The organism is Microbacterium sp. 22303 (assembly GCF_052045265.1).
Classification (GTDB): domain Bacteria; phylum Actinomycetota; class Actinomycetes; order Actinomycetales; family Microbacteriaceae; genus Microbacterium.
The window spans coordinates 226,660-243,812 of record NZ_JBQEOQ010000002.1; the positions used below are offsets into that span (position 1 = coordinate 226,660).

The following is a 17,153-nucleotide window of genomic DNA, read 5'->3' on the forward strand; positions in this document are numbered from 1 at the left end:
TCGACAAGCTCAGCGACAGACGGGCTCAGCGCCCCTCACCGGAGAATGACGCTGGCCTCGGACGTGTACGCCGAGAACGTCACCGACTCCTGCGCGTACAGCCGGATCCCGTCCGCGTCGTGTGAGAGGTAGCCGATCGCCACGTCCTGGCCGAGGGTGAGCCCGTAGTCGCCGCCGCGCATCGTGAGCACGATCGCACCGTCGAGCGCCGACGCGAACACGATGGTGCCGTCGTCACCGAGCAGCCGGCGCAGATGCTCGTGCACGGGGTAGCCGTGATCGACGGTCTCGGAGGCCGCGGTGTACAGCTCGGCCGAGAGCAGCAGCGCGTACGGGCCCTGCACACCGACAGTACGGAGCACCGTGAGCGCCCGCGCGACCGCCGCCGGCAGCTCGCGCGGATCCGCGGGCACCGGGATCGTCGCGTTCGAGCTGCTCGCGACGATGCCCTGCACGCCCGCCGCGTCGGAGCCGGCGAACACCAGGGTGTCCTCGGCGGTGGCAAGCGCCTCCACGGCATCCTTCACGGGCTGCCAGTCGGAGTCCTGCGCACCGCGGTCGACGTCGTCGACGGCGGCACGGGTGACGGTGAACTCTGCGCGCAGCTCGATCAGCGGCTGCACTCGCCGGCGCCGCGCCTGCACGGCGGGGGCGGGAGCGTCGATGGCCTCGAGGTGCCCCGTGCCGACGGCCGACAACGCGGTGCCACCCGGTTCCGGCACATCCACGACGCGGCGCCCCGCGATCCGCGTGATGAAGGTGCGCCGTGCCTCGTCGTCGATCTGGTCCCACGCGGCCGAGGAGATCGGCGCGAGCCTGCGGTGGAGGTTGTCCATGTCTGCGACCTTTCGCTGGGTGGGGGTCAGTGCGCGGCGGCGCTGCGGAGCCCGCCGATGCCCAGGTCCGCCTTCGCGTCGGCATCCGCCGGAGCGCCCACCGGAGCGACCGCCGGTTCGGCCTCCATCGTCGCCGATGCCGAACCGGGCCCGGGCGGCACGTCGTCGAGGAAGTCGAGGGTGGGCGTGAAGAACAGGGTGCCCGTGCGGGCGGTCGAGAAGTCCAGGATCCGGTCGGTGTTCCCGGGCGGGCTGCCCAGGAACATGTTGCGCAGCATCTGCTCGATCACTCCGGGATCCGCCGCGTAGCCGATGAAGTAGGTGCCGAACTCTTCGGTGCCGAGCCGGCCGAACGGCATGTTGTCGCGCAGGATCTGCCGCTGCACGCCGTCGGCGTCGATGACCGTGTTGAGGTGCACGTGGGAGTTGACCGGCTTGATCGCATCGGGCATCTCGACGTCCTCGAGCTTGCTGCGACCGATCACGCGTTCCTGCTGCTCGACCGACAGCTCTCCCCACGCCTCCAGGTCGTGCGTGTACTTCTGCACGATCACGTAGCTGCCGCCGGCGTATTCCGGATCCTCGTCGGCGACGAGCACGGCGGCCGGGGCGGCGGCGCCCTCGGGGTTCTCGGTGCCGTCAACGAAGCCGAGCAGATCGCGCTCGTCGAAGTACTTGAATCCGTGGGTCTCGTCGATGACCACGGCGTGGCCGCGCAGCCGGTCCATGACCTGCCGGGACAGTTCGAAGCAGATGTCCATGTGATGCGCGCGCACATGCAGCAGCAGATCCCCGGGCGTGGCCGGGGCGCGGTGGCGCGGGCCGTCCAGCGGCACGAACGGGTGCAGACCTCTCGGACGCGGCAGCGCGAACATCCGGTCCCAGAACTCGGCGCCGATACCGAGCACGCAGTTCAGCTGATCGTCGGGGATGCGGAACGACACCGATCGCGTGATGCTGGAGAGGTCGGCGAGCACGTCGCGCACGACCTCCTCGCTGCCCTCGTTCACCGTGAGCACGAGGAACAGCGCCGCGCGAGCGGGTGGTGCGACGAACTGCTGAGTGACCACCGGATCCGTCCCCTCCGCGCGCGTTCGCGACGCACGGTCAGCCTGTCACGGGCTCGCATCCGCTTCAAGCCGGTTGTCGCCTGCGTCAGGTGGCCTTGGTGCCTGTCACAGGGCGAGCGACGTGCGGAACCTCCCCCGGAAGCGTCCTCACCCGTCGCTTCCGGAGGGGGCCTTCTTCGCCGGCCGATAGCAGAGCGCGAGCTGGCCGAGACCGCCCGCCACCCCCAGTCCGGCGGCGATCGCCAGCGCGGGCCAGCCCGAGAGCAGCGGGGCCAGCGGGGTGTGCGCCAGCAGGAGGCCGTCCCCGCTGTAGCGGCCGGCCCCGATCGTCGCGATCGCGACCGGAGCGACGGCGAGCACGAGGTTGTACTCCCAGCCGTTGGTCGTGACGAAGAACCCCTTGCGCCCCTGCACCGTCCAGATCGCCACCAACATCAGGGCGACGAATCCGGCCGCCGGAAGCGGGGTGAGCACGCCCGCCGCGAGCCCGAGGCCCGCGAGCACCTCGAGCGATGCCGCCGCTCCGGCATTGAGCAGGCCGGGGCGCATGCCAACGCTCTCGAACCAGGCGGCCCGTCCACGGATCCCACCCTTGCCGAAGAACTTGTCGAGCCCGTGCGCGGTCAGCGTCAGGCCCAGCAGCAGCCGCAGGATCAGCACCCCCGCATCCACCGCCGTCGCGTCCCCGATCATCGGCCCCGCTCCCTCCGGTCTGCCCGGCCCGCAGATGTCACCGCTCGGCCTCGTCGTCCTCCGCTGCCCAGCGCTCGCTGTTGGCGCGGAGCACCTCGGGCGCGCGCTCGGCCTCCTCGCGTGTCGCGAAGGGGCCGACCCGCACCAGCGACGGGGACTCGAGGCCGTACTCCACGGCACCCGTGCGGGAGTTGTACCAGTACGAGTGCTCGCCATCGGGCATCCGCACGGTGTGCGCGGCGCCGGGATCCGCCGGGAACACGCTCCACTCGGGGCGCAGGAACGGCTCCGCCAGGTCGGCGCCGTCCACCTGGAAGAGGGCCTCGTCGTCGGTGAGGGTGCGCAGGAACACGGCGGCGTGGCGCGCCGCGCCGCTGCGCAGCTCGTAGGTGCGGTCGGCGACCAGGCTCGACCAGTCATGGATCTCGTTCGCGTCCGCAGACGTCGGTTCGGAAGTCATGCGGGAGATCCTAGGAGCGGATCGCCGGGCACGTCGAGGTAGCCCGCCCTCAGTTCGTCGCGCAGCGCCGGACGTGTCGTGCGCCAGCCCAGCCGATCCCTGGCGCGGTCGGCGTGTGCGTGCTGATCGAGCAGCAGCACCCCGGCGAGCGCCGCGCCGAGGCGCTCGGCCGTCTCCTCGGCGGACTCGGCGCGCACCGTCGCTCCGGCCGCGGACGCCGCCGCGGCGGCGAGCTCGGCGACCGTCTCGTCTGCCTCCGATGCCGCGATGTAGACGTCGTTCTGGTGCGATTCCGCGCCGATGATCCGCACGTACAGGTCGGCGAGGTCGTCGATGTGCACGGTGGCCCAATGCTGGGATCCGTCGCCGATCGACGGCAGCACCGGCTCCTGACCGCTGCGGTCGAGGTCGTCGACGAACCGGCGCGGGATGCCCTGACCGTGCCCGTAGACGATGCCCGGCGCGACCACGACCACCCGCATGCCCTCGCTGTCGTCGGAGAGGAGCCGGCGCGCGGTCTCGTCCATCCAGGCCACGGCGGCGGGCGGCGCAGCGGGCGACTCCTCGGTGAGGTCGAGTCCCGATCCGTACGTCCACAGACTGCTCGTGTAGACGAACGGCTTGTCGCTCGTGAGCAGGCCCGGCATCACTGCGGCGATGAAGTCCGCATCGTCCGCGCGCGAGGTCGCCGTATGGATCACCCCGTCCGACTCGAGCGCGAGCTCGGATATCGTGCGGGTGTCCTCCTCCGACGCGAGGAACGGATCCGCTCCCGCGGCGCGGACCTGATCCGCGTCGTCCTGGTCGTCGACCAGGGCGGTCACCCGGTAGCCCGCGGCGACGAGCGCCGTCAGGACCGCTTGCCCGATGAAACCGGTCGCGCCGGTCAGCAGCACGCTCATCGATCCTCCTCGTCATCCGATCCCGGATCCGCGGCGATGTCCTCGGGCACCTCGTAGGAGAGCACATACGAGAACAGCTGCCCCTCGCGCTCCTCCGGCTCGACCTCGTAGACCTTGATCCAGCGCCGGCCGTCCTGCTCCACGTGGCGACGGAGCACCTCGTCGGGTCGTCGCTCGATGAGGAGCAGTCCCTCGAGCCGCTCCACCACGGGGCCGAAGGGCCGGTCGCGCAACTCCGCGGTGTACGTCTCCGGGCTCATCATCGTCGTGTCGCGATGGTCATGGCAACCCCCTTGTGGCACGCCACGCTAGCCCGCCCGGCGCCCCCTCGGCAGGGGTCCGGCCACGGACCTGTCCGCGGGCACAAGAGGCCCTGTGCCGCGGACAGAGCTGACCGAACACGCCGCTCCCTCGGGGCGACCGGATCACGCGGACGGGCTCGCGGCGTAACCTCGCTGTCAGCGACGCGCTGAAGGCAGGACGGAAGCCGCGCAGGATCGACAGGAGTGGACATGACCGACCTCACGGCGGCGGACGCATCCGGCGCAGGGGTGCGATGAGCACGAGCGATCGCGACGAGGGAATCGCCTGGGTCGAACACCACCTGCCCGGCCTGATCGAGAGGGTCTACGCCCGCAGCGTCGAAACACTGGCCGTCTATCAGGACGAGAAGCACGTCTCCACCGGGGAGCTGCGGCGCTCCATCGAGGACAATCTGCGCTTCCTCGTGCACGCTCTTGGGCACCCGGAAGCTCCTCTCGACCCGACCGTGCCGAAGCAGACCGGACGGCGCAGGGCGCACCAGGGCGTGCCACTGCCCGAGGTGCTCCAGGTGTACCGGATCGGGTTCGGGATCCTGTGGGGAGCGCTGGTGGAGCGCGCCACGAAGGACCCGCGCACCGAGACGCTCACGCGCCTGCTGAGCACCTCGACGCGGATCTGGGACGTCGCCGAGGAGCACGCGACCGTCCTCACCGAGGCGTACCGGGCAGCGACCGCGGAGATCATCATCGCGCAGGAGCATCGCCGCGCCGCGTTGGTGGAAGTGCTGCTCACCGGGCATGTCAGCAGGGACGCCGGGCCGTGGGAGGCGGCTTCGCTGCTGGGCTTCCCCTCGGACGCCGACCTGATCGTGGTCGCCGCGCAGACCAACGAGGTGGCCGCGGAGTCGCTGCCGGGGATCGCCCGTCGGCTCGCCGAACAGGGCTGCGTCTCGGGGTGGCGGCTCACCCCGGCCCTGCAGCTCGGAGTGGTCGCCCTCACCCGGCCCGAGGCGCTCGAAGAGGTGCTCACCGTGCTGCGCAGCTACACGGGAGCTCGGGTGGGCGTGAGTCCGCCCTTCCCCGTGCGCACCGACGCGCCACGCGCACTGCGGCTCGCCCGTGCCGCGCTGTCGATGACGGCACGCGGCACGTCCGCCGTGCGCGTGTTCAGCCCGAGCCCGATCGCCGCGATGATCGCGGCGGATCCGCACGAGGCCGAACGCCTCACCGAGGATGTGCTCGGGCCGGTGCTGCACCTGCCCGAGGGCGACCGCGATGTCATCCTGGAGACGCTCGAGACCTACATCGACACCGGCGGATCGGCAGCAGACGCCGCGGCGCTGCTGCACTGCCACCCGAACACGGTGCGGTACCGGCTGCGGCGGATCGAGGAGCTCACCGGGCGCAGCTTCACGCGCCCGAGCGACATGGCCGAGCTCTCGGCCGCGTCGTACGGCCTCGAACTGACCCGCATCGCGCAGCACCGCGGAGCCTGAGCCGACGCGCCGTCGGGGTTACGGGCGATATGCCCGGGGCGGGTGCGGCGTGCGGGAGAATTGAGTCATCCCCTCTTCTCCCCCGACCGAGGATCTGCGTGAGCGACTCTTTGAACGCCTTGGGCCGCTATGTCCGCGCACGACGCGGGGTCGTGCTGCCCGAGGACGTCGGGTTGGTCCGACAGCCGGGGCGGAGAGTCACCGGGCTCCGCCGGCAGGAGGTCGCCGAGCTCGCCGGGATCAGCGCCGAGTACTATCTGCGGATCGAGCAGGGGCGCATCGGGCGCCCGTCGGAGCAGGTCCTCTCGGCCCTGGCCCGTGCGCTCCGCCTCGACGACGAGTCGATCGCGCACCTGCACCGGCTCGTCGCAGGACGGCCGCCCCAGCAGGTGGAGCCCGACCCCGCGGTCGCGGAGCGCCTCGCGCGCACGCTGTCCCGCTGGTACCGCACACCCGCGTACATCTCCGACCCGCACCGGGACATCGTCGCCGCCAACGCGCTGGCCACCGCGCTGGGGCACGGGGGACTCGCCGTGGGCTCCAATCAGATCGCCGGGCTCTTCAACGACCGCATGAAGAGCACCCTGGTGGAGTGGGAGGCCATGACGCGCTCAGCCGTCGCCACGCTCCGCCGGGACTCCCATCCTGACTCGCCGCGCCTGGCCGCGCTGGTGCGCGAGCTGTCCACGGATCCGGACTTCGTCCGCATCTGGGCGCGGCACGACGTCTCCGGACCGGAGGACACCACGTTCCACATCGTCATCGAGGGGTTCGGCGAGGTCGCCATCGATGCGCACAACTTCGCCGTGCGCAGCCTCCCGGGCTACCAGCTCACGGTGCTGTCCGCGGGCCCCGGAGGCAAGGCCGAGACGCTCTTCGCCGGAATCGCGGCGTCTGTGCCGCTCTCGACGGGGACGATCCCCTCAGCCCCTCCGACGAGCCCGATCCCTCCGGCGAGCGCGACGTCCGCCGGAGGGTAGTACTACGCGGGCCTCCCTCTCCGGTGCCGGCCGGGCCTAGCGTGTGTCTCGCGGCTGCGCGGCGATCCGTCGCCGTCCGCGTCGCGCCCCCTCCCCCAGGAAAGGACACACGATGCCCTACATCACCACGCCCGACGGCACCGAGATCTACTACACCGAGCTCGGCGAGGGCCGCCCCGTCATCTTCAGCCACGGCTGGCCGCTGAGCTCGGACGCCTGGCAGAAGGAGCTGAAGATCTTCGCCGACGCCGGGTACCGCGCGATCGCACACGACCGCCGCGGTCACGGCCGCTCCTCGCGCACCTACCGCGGCAACGACATGGACACCTACGTCGCCGACCTGGCCTCGCTCGTCGAGCAGCTCGACCTGCAGGACGTCCTTCTCGTGGGCCACTCCACCGGCGGCGGAGAGGTCGTCCGCTACGCCGCCACCCTCGGCGCAGGACGCGTGTCGAAGGTCGCGACGGCCGGTGCGGTCCCGCCGATCATGCTCCAGTCGGCCACGAACCCCGAGGGCACTCCGCTCGAGGTGTTCGACGGCATCCGCGCGGGCGTGCTCAACGACCGCTCGCAGTTCTACAAGGACCTCGCGGAGTCGTTCTTCGGTTTCAACCACCAGGCGGACAAGCGTTCGCAGGGCCTCGTCGACGACTTCCAGCGCCAGGGCATGATGGCCGGCCTCAACGCCGCCTACGACTGCGTGAAGGTCTTCTCCGAGACCGACTTCACCAAGGATCTGCAGGCGCTCGACGTCCCGATCTTCCTCGCGCACGGCGATGACGACCAGATCGTCCCGATCGCGGCGGCTGCGGAGAAGGCGATCACCCTCGTCTCAAAGGGAACGCTGAAGGTCTACCCCGGCGCCTCGCACGGCATCTGGGGCGACTACCAGGTCGCCCTGGACGACGACATCCTCGCGTTCTTCGCCGAGTGACGTCGAAGCGGCGGGGGTCTCGGACCCCCGCCGCTCTCGTCGCATCGGACCTCGGGAATCGGTCAGAGCCGATCGAGGCCCTCTTCACGACGCTCGTCCTGCGAGCCCTCGTCGTCGACGCCGCCGGTCTCATCGAAGGCTTCGTCGCGACGGTGCTGCCGATGCTCCTCCTGAGACTCTCGCTCCTCGCGCAGCTCGTCATTCTTGTCGTGACCCATCGGATCCCTCGCTCGTCATCATGCGCAGCGCCGGTTCGCGCCTTGCGCGCCTGAGGTCAGCATGCTCCTCCCGCCCGCGGAAAGCACGGGTTCTGTGCGCCAGGACAAGCAGGACGGGTGCGATGCGGGACCGTTCAGCGTCCGGGTGGGCCCTCGAGCACGGTCGGCACGTACTCGAGCAGCTGCAGACGGCCGTCGAAGGTGCGCGACGCGATCAGGTCGAGGCGCACATCGGGGTATCCGTCGAAGATCCGATCCTGTCCCGTCGCCCCGGTGATCACCGGGAACAGCACCACGCGATAGCGGTCGACCAGGCCGGCGTTCAGCAGCGACCGGCACAGCGCCAGACTGCCGAGCGTGCGCAGCGGACGATCCGCGTCCTCTTTGAGACGCCGCACGAATTCCACGGCGTCGTCACGGACCAGGATCGAATTCGCCCAGGTCAGCGGCTCGTCCAGCGACGACGAGAAGACGTACTTGGTGATCCCGTCGAGCACGTCGATGCCCTCCTCGCCGGCGGCGGCGAATGCCGACATGAGCCGGTAGGTCGTCGCGCCCATGAGGATCGGATAGTCCTTGTCGGGCGCGGTGGCGAGCCATTCGAAGTACTCGGGCCCGCCCATCCCCCACAGCCCGGGCCAGCCCTCCGCAGCGCCGTAGCCGTCGAGTGAGCAGATGAAGTCGATCGTCAGGTTCTGCATGTCTTCTCCTCCCGCTCCGCCGGGGCGCCGAGGATCTCCGGTGCGTGCGGAGGCTTCGCGCTGGAGTCTAGGCTGCGGCGGGTGCCGGCGGAAGCCGTCGGCGGGTTACGGTCTCCGGGCGAACGTGAGATAACAGAGCCATGCAGATCCCGCGACCCTCAGAGGACTCCAAGGAGTTCTTCCACGCCGTCATCCCGGCGACGCCCGGTGTCGAGGTCAAGCCGATGTTCGGCAACCTGGGCGCCTTCGTGAACGGCAACATGTTCGCCGGGCTGTTCGGCGATGACCTCGGTGTGCGCCTCATCGACGAGAGCTCGCTCAGCGCCCTGCGGTCCGTTCCCGGCACGGGCCCGTTCGGCCCCGCCGAACGACCGATGGGCGGCTACCTCGCTCTGCCCGGCGAGTGGCGGAACGATCCGGAGCGGGTCACCGAATGGGTCACCGCCGCGCTCGAGCAGGTCGGGGCCCTCCCACCCAAGAAGCCCAAGACGCGCGCCCCACGGAAGAAGGCATGACCATGAGCGCGACGTTCCCCGGGTGGTCGGAGCGCGCGAGCGCCTTCTACGTCGGCTTGGAAGCCGACAACACCAAGGACTACTGGACCCGGAACCGTGCGGTCTACGACACCGAGGTGCTCGCCCCGATGCAGGCCCTGCTGGATGACCTGTCCACGGAGTTCGGCGAGGGAAGGATCTTCCGCCCGAACCGAGACATCCGCTTCAGCGCGGACAAGTCGCCCTACAAGACCTCGATCGCCGCGACACTCGGCCAGGGATACATCGAGTTCTCGGCGCGCGGCATCGGCACGGGCGCGGGCTGCCACATGCTGGCGCCGGACCAGCTGACGCGGCTGCGGACCGCCGTCGCCGATGAGGTGACGGGCCCCCGGCTCGAGGCCGTCATCGGCGAGCTCGAGGCCTCGGGCATCGACGTCACCTCGCACGACCGCCTCGCCACCGCGCCCCGCGGATACGCGAAGGATCATCCGCGCATCGCGCTGCTGCGCAACAAGGACCTCGTCGCCCGATCGCACTGGGGCGAGGAGACGCCGTGGCTGCACTCCCCCGAGGCCGCCGAGCACGTGGTCGCCGTACTGCGCGCCGCACGTCCGCTCGTGCAGTGGCTGGACGAGAACGTCGGCCCGAGCACGATAGAAGGGCGCCGCTGAGGAAGCCCGGTGCCGGCAGGTCGGAATCGGCGGTGCTCAGCCGCGGGCGACGACGCGCGGGTGGTCGCGCCAGGCCGGCATCGTCGCCATGTAGTCCAGGGTCTCGCGTTCGAGCTGGTCGCGCGACGCGCCGGGGTTGCGCCGCGTCTGCCATGACACCATGCGCTCGAACCGCTCGTCGAACGACGTCAGGTTGCCGGCGGCATCGGTGCAGTGCTCACAGTACCGACCCGTCTCGATCGGCATTCCACAGCTTTCGCAGTGCGCGGATTCGGTGTTCATGATCCATCCTTTCGTGGTGATTGCGGAGAGGCCGACCGATCGACGAGCAGCTCGGAGAGCGTTTCGAGCATCGCGTGCGCCTGGCCGGCCGGGAGCCGCGAGAATGCGTCTCGCAGCCTGCTGACGTCGAGCACCTGCTGTTCCTCGTGAACGCTGCGGATGCCCTCCGCCGTGAGCCAGACGAAGGTGCGTCGGCGGTCGGTCGGATCCGATTCCCGCTCGAGCAGGCCGCGGCGTTCGAGGCGGGTGACGATCTCGCTGACGACGGATTGCGTACGCTTCAGGTGCTGCGCGGCTTCCCCGATCGTGACCGGGCCGGTCGCCGCCAGGTGCAGGAGAACGGCCCGCGATGGACCGGAGAGCGCGCTCCTCGGCCCTGTCCGACGGTGAAAGGACAGGTACGTCTCCATGAAGAGCGCGGCGAACCGCTCCGCTTCGTCCTGGTGACTGTCTGCAGCCATGCTGGCATCCTCGCGAGCACGAAATACATCGTCAAGCCCGATGGATCCGGGTCGATGCGAGGACCCGCGGGTGCCGGGCACGTCCGCCGCGAGGTCAGACGATTTGTCCCGCGCCGAAGCGGATCAGCGCACGACGAAGACCCGGATGCAGATCTGGTCGTCCTCCTCGCGCGCGAGACCGAGGAACTGGTGCTCGGCGAGCCAACGGTGCTCGGGCGCATCGGTCTGGAACACCGGCGCCGTGCGATAGTACGGGGCCTCCGGATCCGCCGTGGGGCGGTAGTACCCGCGGTTCACGATGTCGATGACCGCTCCGCCCTCTGCGCGCAGGAGGTAGCGAGCGTCGAGCTGGCAGGTGGAGCCCCGCTCGACATACCAATCGCCCCCACCGGGCAGCACCTCCCCGCGCAGCATCGGCCCGTCGACCGTGCCGCCGACGATCGGCGCGAAGGTGAGGCGTTCGTCCGGACCTCGCCCGACAGGCAGATCCTCCGCGACCGCGACGCGGATCTCGAAGGCGAACTCCAGCACCGGTTCGCGCAGGGCATCGGCAGTCATGGATCGTCTCCGCTTTCGTCGCACACGTTGGCTTTGGTGCGCCGCATGAGAGGGTCGGCGCTCATGTCGATCCTGCCCGATGCGACCGGCGCGCACGTTCACACGAGGTCCCGGTCCCAGGCTCGGCGTCCGTCGTCGGGATCAGAGCGTCTCACGCCCGCGCAGTTGTCGCGGCTCTTCCCCGCAGCGCGGATGCGAGCCGCTCATCCTTGAGCCGGGCGCCGGCCTCACCCAAGGACACGTCGTGTCCGTCGGCGCAGCGCACCGTCGCCTCGAGCGACGCGCCACAGCCGACATGCACCAGCTCTACACCGGTGTCGTGGTCGTCACGCACCCCTTCACCCCACTGCATGAGGGCGACGAGGAGCGGGTAGAGCGCCCTGCCGCGCTCGGTGAGGACGTACTCCTTGCGGGTGCGCTTTCCCGGATCCTGATACGGGCGCTGCTCGACAAGACCGTCCGCGTGCAACTGCTTGAGCCGACCGCTCGCGACCGCGTCGCTCAAGCCGGTGCGACGCGCGAGCTCGTCGAAACGCGATCCGCCGTAGAAAAGCTCGCGCACGATCAGCATCGCCGACTTCGTGCCGACCACCTCCAGCGCGCGCTCCATCCGGCACCAGCCGGTCGACGGCCAGAGGTCGCGCTCGGCGAAGGCGCCTTCGAGGTTGATGACGTCCGCTCCTGGTGTGGCCATGCAGACATTCTACCTCTCACTATGGTTTTACGTAGTCAGCGGTGTATCGTCCTGACTATGGATCTCAAGAGTCAGGCAGAACCCACCCTGAAGAATGCCGTCGTCCTGATCACCGGAGCCAACGGAGGGCTCGGCACCGAGTTCGTGCGCCAGGCTCTCGAGCGAGGCGCCCGCAAGGTCTACGCCACTGCACGCACGCCACGGGAGTGGGGCGACGAGCGCATCGTCCCACTTGCTCTGGACGTGACCGACGCCGCGTCGATCGCCGCCGCGGCCGCCGCCGCGCCCGACGTCACCGTCGTGATCAACAACGCCGGCGCGACCAGTCCGCATTCGAGCCTGCTCGACGCCGACCTCACCGAGACCCGGGCACTGTTCGAGACCAACTTCTGGGGACCGCTGGCGGTCGCGAACGCCTTTCTCCCGGCGCTGACCGCGACGAAGGGCGCGCTCCTCAACGTTCACTCCGTGCTGAGCTGGCTGGCGATCGGCGACGCCTACAGCGCCACTAAGGCCGCGCTCTGGTCGGCCACCAACACGCAGCGCCTCAGGCTCGCACCTCTCGGCGTCCACGTTGCGGGTCTGCACCTGGGCTACGCCGACACCCCGATGACCGCGGGCGTCGACGCGCCGAAGCTCGCCCCGGCCGATGTCGTGCGGGACGCGTACGACGGCATCGAAGCACGGGAGTACGAGATCCTCGCCGACGACCTGAGCCGACAGGTCAAGGCGGGACTGGCGGCCCCGATCACCGCGCTCTATCCGGACCTGCTGCCCGTGGGCTCGACCCTCGCACGGGCATGAGCCGAACTCGCACGTACTCATGGGGTGACGCCGAGGTGCTGGCCCGAGCGGCCCGCGAGTCGGACGGGCTGGACTTCCTCAGCCGAATCGGATCCGGCGAGCTGCCGGAAGTGCCCGCCGGCGTCACGACCGGGATCCACCCCGTCGAGGTCGGCGACGGGTGGGCGATCTTCGAGATGACACCCGAGGAGTGGCACTTCAACCCGCTAGGCACGGTGCACGGCGGGATGCTCGCGGGCCTTGCCGACTCGGCGCTCGGCTGCGCCGTGCACACGAAGCTCAAGGCGGGCGTCGGCTACACCTCGCTCGACCTCACCATCAAGTTCACCCGCCCCGCGACCCTCGACAGCGGAACCCTGCGCTGCCGAGGGGAGGTCGTCACGATCGGGCGACGCACCGCCAGCGCCGAAGCCCGGATCACCGATGGATCGGGCCGCGTGATCGCCCATGCCATCGCGACCTGTCTCCTCCTCGCCTGACCAGGCAACGGCCTTCGACGATCGGAGAGGGACGGACCATCCGCGAGACCCGGGAGTATCTGGTCGCCGTCGGCGAGCTTCTCGCGATCCACGACAACGCCCTCGACTTCTTCACCGCGATACTCGACCGATACCCGGATCGGCTCAACCCCGGCGCGCTGTGGGGCGGAGCCGTCGCGCTCCACCGCTGACCGAGTGCCGTTCCGCCCTCAGGTCAGTTGAAGTCGCCGCCCCCCTGGAAGTCGCTGGCCATGTCGGCGAAGCGGGAGAAGTGGCCCTGGAATGCGACCTGGATGGTGGCCGTCGGACCGTTACGGTGCTTGGCCACGATGAGGTCGGCTTCGCCAGGACGCACGTCCTTGTCGTAGACGGAGTCGCGGTGCAGCAGGATCACCATGTCGGCGTCCTGCTCGATCGAGCCCGACTCACGCAGGTCGCTGATCGCGGGCTTCTTGTCCTGGCGCTGCTCAGAGCCACGGTTCAACTGTGAGAGCGCGATCACCGGGACCTGCAGCTCCTTTGCGAGCAGCTTCAGGGCACGGGAGAACTCCGAGACCTCCTGCTGACGCGATTCGACCTTCTTGCCGCTGGTCATCAGCTGCAGGTAGTCGATGACGACCATCCTCAGACCGACGCGCTGCTTGAGCCGACGGCACTTCGCGCGGATCTCGACGAGCGTCATGTTCGGGCTGTCGTCGATGTACAGCGGTGCGTCGTTGATGCGCCCGCGCGTCGAGGCGACGGTCGTCCAGTCGCGCTGGTCGAGCTTGCCCTTGCGGAGGTTCTGCAGGGGCACCGCGCCCTCGGCGCTGAGCAGGCGCATGGCGATCTCCGCCTTGCCCATCTCGAGCGAGAAGAAGATGGAGGGCTGGTTGTGGGATATGGAAGCTGCCCTAGCAAAATCCAGAGCCAAGGTCGATTTTCCCATCGCCGGCCTCGCGGCGACGACGATCATCTGGCCGCCGTGCAGGCCGTTGGTGAGCTCGTCGAGTTCGCGGAACCCGGTCGGCACGCCGGTCATGGATCCGTCCCGGCCGCTCGCGGCCTCCATCTCCTCGACGGCGGCATCGACGGCGACGGTGAGCGGGACGTAGTCTTCGGCGGCCTCGGTGCCGGTGACCGCGTAGATCTCGGCCTGGGCGCTGTTGACGAGGTCGGTGGCGTCACCCTGTCCGTCGTAGCCCATCTGCACGATGCGGGTGCCTGCATCGACGAGCTTGCGCAGGAGCGCACGCTCCGACACGATCCCCGCGTAGAAGCCGGCGTTCGCGGCGGTGGGCACGATCGACGTCAGCGAATGCAGATAGTCGGCCCCGCCCGCGCGCGACAGGTTGCCGGTCTTGATCAGCTCGTCGGTGACGGCGATGACGTCGGTCGGCTCGCCATGCGAGTACAGCGAGAGGATCGCGTCGAAGATCAGCTCGTGCTTGGGGATGTAGAAATCGGCCCCGCGCAGAGACTCGATGACGTCGGCGACCGCGTCCTTCGACAGCAGCATGCCGCCGAGGGTGCTCTGCTCGGCCATGAGGTCGTGCGGCGGGGTCCGCTCAGGCCCACGTCCCGAACCGAGCCGCTCCTCCGCGATGTCCGCGATCGACACGCGCGCCCCCTCTTCCTCCACCGATTGCCGAGCACATCACCGTCGGATCCGCGCCTCGGGCGGGATGATCATCCCGCAGCACAAAGCACACCACCAGGGTCCGACATCGGGATGCTCGACAACGCTACCTGCAGCGCTCGGGAGCCTGTGGATAACTATGTGGAGAGGTTGCGGGTAACTCCGGAGTGTCTGTGCAGAGTGCCTGGGGATAACTGTGGGGAACGTTCGCCTTCGGAACTTTTTTGCTCAGCCTGATCAGGCATTTCTCTCCTCCCCACCCTGTGGATGAGAATCTGTTTAAAGTCCCCCTTTAAGGTTCGCCGTCGCGTGGTGGGATGTGCACAACCTGGGGACACCCCCCACGTGGGCCGCCTTTTGTCAAGTCGGCCATTCGGCGGGTGTGGCGCTGCTCATCCGCGCACTCCAAGGCGGCGCGTGCGCTCAAACAGCCGGATCCTTCGCCGCGTCGCACCACTGCTCCAGACGTCGCTGTGCGAACGTGCTGCTGAGCTCGCCCCGGTGCGCCGGATGCTCGAGCCAGAACCGCAGCGCGCAGTAGATCACCCACGGCGGCGTCGGATACTCGTCGACTCCGATCCGCCACAGGTCCTCGCCTTCGCGCTCGATCAAGATGCTCCGGGAACCCTCGGTGTCGGAATCCTCCCGTCCCACGGCGGTGATCGCGCGGATGTCCTCCCAGCGGACGGACTCGATCGCGTCGAGGTAATACCGGGAGATGCCGTTGCGACCGATCGAGAGCCCGATCGGGATGCGGGCGAACGACGCGCTGCGGAACGCGATGATCAGCGCGATCACCCCGCACAGCACGAGGACGGCCGCGCACAGCCCGAGAGGAACGACGAGCAGCAACCATCCGCCTGCGTCGACGGCGACCGCACGTGCGCCCGCCATCACCAGAAGCACCGCGGATCCGGCTCCGCCGAGCAGCAGCCCCCAGCCGAGAGTCCATGACCCGAGCCCCTCGCGGAAGAAGTGCACCCAGGAGTCCGGAGGGGCCGAATCCGCCCGCGTGAGGGTGACCGCGTTCATCAGCACGGGGCCCCTGATCCGCCGTCGGCCGCCTTCACGGGAGACCGAGACGCCGGCCATGAGCGCACCGTAGAACACGCTGGCCAGAATGGCCCCCAGCACGTCTCCGCCGAGAGCGCGCAGGGCGCCGAACGCCAGCAGTCCCGCGGCAACCACGGTCATGATCGCGATCGCCGTCACCGGCATCGGCCCCATCCCCCTGTCCTGCCAGTTGCGGGGCAGCGGATACGGCAGCACCCCGCGGGCATCCGTGCTCATGCTCCCCCCACGCCTCGACAGTAGCGCGCCCTTCCTCGTCGGCGCACAAGAGTGCCGCCACCCCCTGGACGTGCGGCGCCGGCGAGCGTACAGTCGGCGCCAAGCGAACGTCGTCCCCGCGACGTCACTCGGGATCCTGGGGAGGTGACCGTGGACGTGACCGTTTGGAGCGGTCACCGGCTCCGTGTCGGTCTGCTCTCGGGCGCCTGTCTCGCCCTGGGCTGGGCGGCGCTCTCCGTGATCCTCGGCTCCTCGCCGGCCCACGCGGATGATTCCGGGAGCCTGCTCGGCGATGCCGGGGGTCTGCTCGGCGGCACCTCCACCGTGATCGCGTCCACCGTCAGCGACACGGCGACCGCCGTCGCCGGCACCGCGGATGCGATCGTCGCGCCGGTGCAGAGCATCGTCCAGGAGGCCGCACCGGCGGTCTCCGACGCCGCGGATGCGTCACAGCCTGTGCTCGACGGCGTCGCATCGGCGCCTGCCGGCCCTGGTCCGGTCGAGAACGCTGTCACGGATCCCGGCGGCACCGTTTCGGGCGTCGTCCCCGACGTGCTCGCGCCGGTGTCCTCCGTGCTCGCATCGTCGCCGCTGTCGTCGCTCACCGCCCCCATCGCCGACGCCGTGACGTCCGTCCCGATCGTGGGTGTCGTGAGCGGCGAGCTCAGCGTCCCCGCTCTGCTCGGCCGGCTCAGCGACACCATCGACGGCGTCACGGGCACCCTTACTCCCCCATCGGGCGGTGTGATTCCCTCGGATCCTCTCGTCGTCTCCCCTGTGGTCGGGCGCGGCACCGACGGTGCCGGTGGGCGCGGAACGGATCCGCTCCCTCCCGCTCCGATCACCGTCTCAGGCTCCGCGGCCGGTCCGCCCTTGCGACTCGACGACCGTTCCCACCGTGTCTCCCATGACGTTGCGGGAGCCGGAGCGGGCAGTACTGCGCCTCCGCTCCCGTCCGCGCCGCCGCCTCCCCGCGCGCCGGAGCCCTGGGCGGCCGGGGCGGGGTTGGCATCATCCTCCGCCGGATCCGGCGGGAGTTCTGCTTCCTGGTTCGCGGCCTTCTCGACGCTGCATGCCGCTGCGCCGTCCCTCGGCGCGCCGTTCGGCGCCGCTGCCGACGACGCCTTGCCTTCCTCGCCGGTGTTCCCCACCGACGTCTCTCCCGACTGAATCGGTCCGGGCTGCCCGTCAGGGGCAGGAAACCGACGCGCGTTTCCGCGCGTTCCCTCATCGATTCACTGTCAGG

At 69.8% G+C, this 17,153-nt stretch carries 22 protein-coding genes; 8 read left to right on the forward strand and 14 right to left on the reverse strand.

The window, feature by feature from the left end; translation table 11 throughout:
* Positions 1 to 35: 35 nt before the first annotated feature.
* The 6 genes from ACTJI8_RS06795 to ACTJI8_RS06820 form a co-directional block, all read right to left on the reverse strand.
* Positions 36 to 836, reverse strand: a complete 801-nt coding sequence (locus ACTJI8_RS06795; protein ID WP_440732663.1) for a family 1 encapsulin nanocompartment shell protein — start codon at positions 834 to 836, stop codon at positions 36 to 38.
* A 26-nt stretch (positions 837 to 862) separates the two neighbouring features.
* Positions 863 to 1,906, reverse strand: coding sequence for a Dyp-type peroxidase (locus tag ACTJI8_RS06800; RefSeq protein WP_440732664.1), 1,044 nt, complete (start codon positions 1,904 to 1,906; stop codon positions 863 to 865).
* A gap of 147 nt (positions 1,907 to 2,053) precedes the next feature.
* Positions 2,054 to 2,599, reverse strand: coding sequence for a DoxX family protein (locus tag ACTJI8_RS06805; RefSeq protein WP_440732665.1), 546 nt, complete (start codon positions 2,597 to 2,599; stop codon positions 2,054 to 2,056).
* A gap of 37 nt (positions 2,600 to 2,636) precedes the next feature.
* On the reverse strand, positions 2,637 to 3,059 hold the full coding sequence (locus ACTJI8_RS06810) for a hypothetical protein (protein ID WP_440732666.1): 423 nt from the start codon (positions 3,057 to 3,059) through the stop codon (positions 2,637 to 2,639).
* Positions 3,056 to 3,961 (reverse strand): NAD-dependent epimerase/dehydratase family protein, encoded by a 906-nt coding sequence (locus tag ACTJI8_RS06815; protein WP_440732667.1) that lies wholly within the window; start codon positions 3,959 to 3,961, stop codon positions 3,056 to 3,058. The genes ACTJI8_RS06810 and ACTJI8_RS06815 overlap by 4 nt, the downstream gene beginning before the upstream one ends.
* Positions 3,958 to 4,224, reverse strand: coding sequence for a hypothetical protein (locus ACTJI8_RS06820; RefSeq protein WP_440732668.1), 267 nt, complete (start codon positions 4,222 to 4,224; stop codon positions 3,958 to 3,960). The genes ACTJI8_RS06815 and ACTJI8_RS06820 overlap by 4 nt, the downstream gene beginning before the upstream one ends.
* Positions 4,225 to 4,517: 293 nt before the next feature.
* Here ACTJI8_RS06820 and ACTJI8_RS06825 point away from each other — a divergent pair, with 293 nt between their 5' ends.
* The 3 genes from ACTJI8_RS06825 (at position 4,518) to ACTJI8_RS06835 (ending at position 7,634) form a co-directional block, all read left to right on the forward strand.
* On the forward strand, positions 4,518 to 5,720 hold the full coding sequence (locus ACTJI8_RS06825; protein ID WP_440732669.1) for a PucR family transcriptional regulator: 1,203 nt from the start codon (positions 4,518 to 4,520) through the stop codon (positions 5,718 to 5,720).
* 98 nt (positions 5,721 to 5,818) lie between these two features.
* Positions 5,819 to 6,700, forward strand: coding sequence for a helix-turn-helix transcriptional regulator (locus ACTJI8_RS06830; RefSeq protein ID WP_440732670.1), 882 nt, complete (start codon positions 5,819 to 5,821; stop codon positions 6,698 to 6,700).
* Between the two features lie 112 nt (positions 6,701 to 6,812).
* On the forward strand, positions 6,813 to 7,634 hold the full coding sequence (locus ACTJI8_RS06835; RefSeq protein WP_440732671.1) for an alpha/beta fold hydrolase: 822 nt from the start codon (positions 6,813 to 6,815) through the stop codon (positions 7,632 to 7,634).
* A gap of 62 nt (positions 7,635 to 7,696) precedes the next feature.
* On the opposite strand, the gene ACTJI8_RS06840 is transcribed toward ACTJI8_RS06835, so the two are convergent.
* Positions 7,697 to 7,852 (reverse strand): hypothetical protein, encoded by a 156-nt coding sequence (locus ACTJI8_RS06840; protein ID WP_440732672.1) that lies wholly within the window; start codon positions 7,850 to 7,852, stop codon positions 7,697 to 7,699.
* 134 nt (positions 7,853 to 7,986) lie between these two features.
* Positions 7,987 to 8,553 carry a dihydrofolate reductase family protein gene (locus tag ACTJI8_RS06845; RefSeq protein ID WP_440732673.1) on the reverse strand — a complete coding sequence of 189 codons (567 nt, stop codon included), beginning with the start codon at positions 8,551 to 8,553 and terminating at the stop codon, positions 7,987 to 7,989.
* A 140-nt stretch (positions 8,554 to 8,693) separates the two neighbouring features.
* Between ACTJI8_RS06845 and ACTJI8_RS06850 the strand changes: the two genes are divergently transcribed.
* Both ACTJI8_RS06850 and ACTJI8_RS06855 read left to right on the forward strand, forming a co-directional pair.
* Positions 8,694 to 9,068: a TfoX/Sxy family protein gene (locus ACTJI8_RS06850; protein ID WP_440732674.1), complete on the forward strand. Its 375-nt coding sequence runs from the start codon at positions 8,694 to 8,696 to the stop codon at positions 9,066 to 9,068.
* Between the two features lie 2 nt (positions 9,069 to 9,070).
* On the forward strand, positions 9,071 to 9,721 hold the full coding sequence (locus tag ACTJI8_RS06855; protein WP_440732675.1) for a DUF2461 domain-containing protein: 651 nt from the start codon (positions 9,071 to 9,073) through the stop codon (positions 9,719 to 9,721).
* Between the two features lie 36 nt (positions 9,722 to 9,757).
* On the opposite strand, the gene ACTJI8_RS06860 is transcribed toward ACTJI8_RS06855, so the two are convergent.
* The 4 genes from ACTJI8_RS06860 to ACTJI8_RS06875 form a co-directional block, all read right to left on the reverse strand.
* Positions 9,758 to 10,003 carry a hypothetical protein gene (locus ACTJI8_RS06860; protein ID WP_440732676.1) on the reverse strand — a complete coding sequence of 82 codons (246 nt, stop codon included), beginning with the start codon at positions 10,001 to 10,003 and terminating at the stop codon, positions 9,758 to 9,760.
* The gene (locus tag ACTJI8_RS06865) at positions 10,000 to 10,464 is read right to left on the reverse strand and encodes a MarR family winged helix-turn-helix transcriptional regulator (protein WP_440732677.1); all 465 of its coding nucleotides are present in this window, start codon (positions 10,462 to 10,464) and stop codon (positions 10,000 to 10,002) included. Before ACTJI8_RS06865 ends, ACTJI8_RS06860 begins: the two co-directional genes overlap by 4 nt.
* A 123-nt stretch (positions 10,465 to 10,587) precedes the next feature.
* The gene (locus ACTJI8_RS06870; protein WP_440732678.1) at positions 10,588 to 11,022 is read right to left on the reverse strand and encodes a DUF3237 domain-containing protein; all 435 of its coding nucleotides are present in this window, start codon (positions 11,020 to 11,022) and stop codon (positions 10,588 to 10,590) included.
* Positions 11,023 to 11,173: 151 nt separating this feature from the next.
* On the reverse strand, positions 11,174 to 11,716 hold the full coding sequence (locus ACTJI8_RS06875) for a winged helix-turn-helix transcriptional regulator (protein ID WP_440732679.1): 543 nt from the start codon (positions 11,714 to 11,716) through the stop codon (positions 11,174 to 11,176).
* Positions 11,717 to 11,773: 57 nt separating this feature from the next.
* Between ACTJI8_RS06875 and ACTJI8_RS06880 the strand changes: the two genes are divergently transcribed.
* Complete coding sequence (locus ACTJI8_RS06880) at positions 11,774 to 12,520, forward strand: SDR family oxidoreductase (protein ID WP_440732680.1); 747 nt, start codon at positions 11,774 to 11,776, stop codon at positions 12,518 to 12,520.
* Positions 12,517 to 12,999, forward strand: coding sequence for a PaaI family thioesterase (locus tag ACTJI8_RS06885; RefSeq protein ID WP_440732681.1), 483 nt, complete (start codon positions 12,517 to 12,519; stop codon positions 12,997 to 12,999). The genes ACTJI8_RS06880 and ACTJI8_RS06885 overlap by 4 nt, the downstream gene beginning before the upstream one ends.
* A 214-nt stretch (positions 13,000 to 13,213) precedes the next feature.
* Here the strand turns inward: ACTJI8_RS06885 and dnaB are convergent, their stop codons facing one another.
* Entirely contained in the window at positions 13,214 to 14,599 is a 1,386-nt protein-coding gene (dnaB, locus tag ACTJI8_RS06890; RefSeq protein ID WP_440732682.1) for a replicative DNA helicase, read from the reverse strand.
* A 441-nt stretch (positions 14,600 to 15,040) separates the two neighbouring features.
* The gene (locus tag ACTJI8_RS06895) at positions 15,041 to 15,907 is read right to left on the reverse strand and encodes a hypothetical protein (protein WP_440732683.1); all 867 of its coding nucleotides are present in this window, start codon (positions 15,905 to 15,907) and stop codon (positions 15,041 to 15,043) included.
* Between the two features lie 150 nt (positions 15,908 to 16,057).
* On the opposite strand from ACTJI8_RS06895, the gene ACTJI8_RS06900 reads away from it, so the two are divergent.
* A complete protein-coding gene (locus ACTJI8_RS06900; RefSeq protein ID WP_440732684.1) occupies positions 16,058 to 17,077 on the forward strand; it encodes a hypothetical protein in 1,020 nt (339 codons plus the stop codon).
* The last annotated feature ends 76 nt before the right edge of the window (positions 17,078 to 17,153 follow it).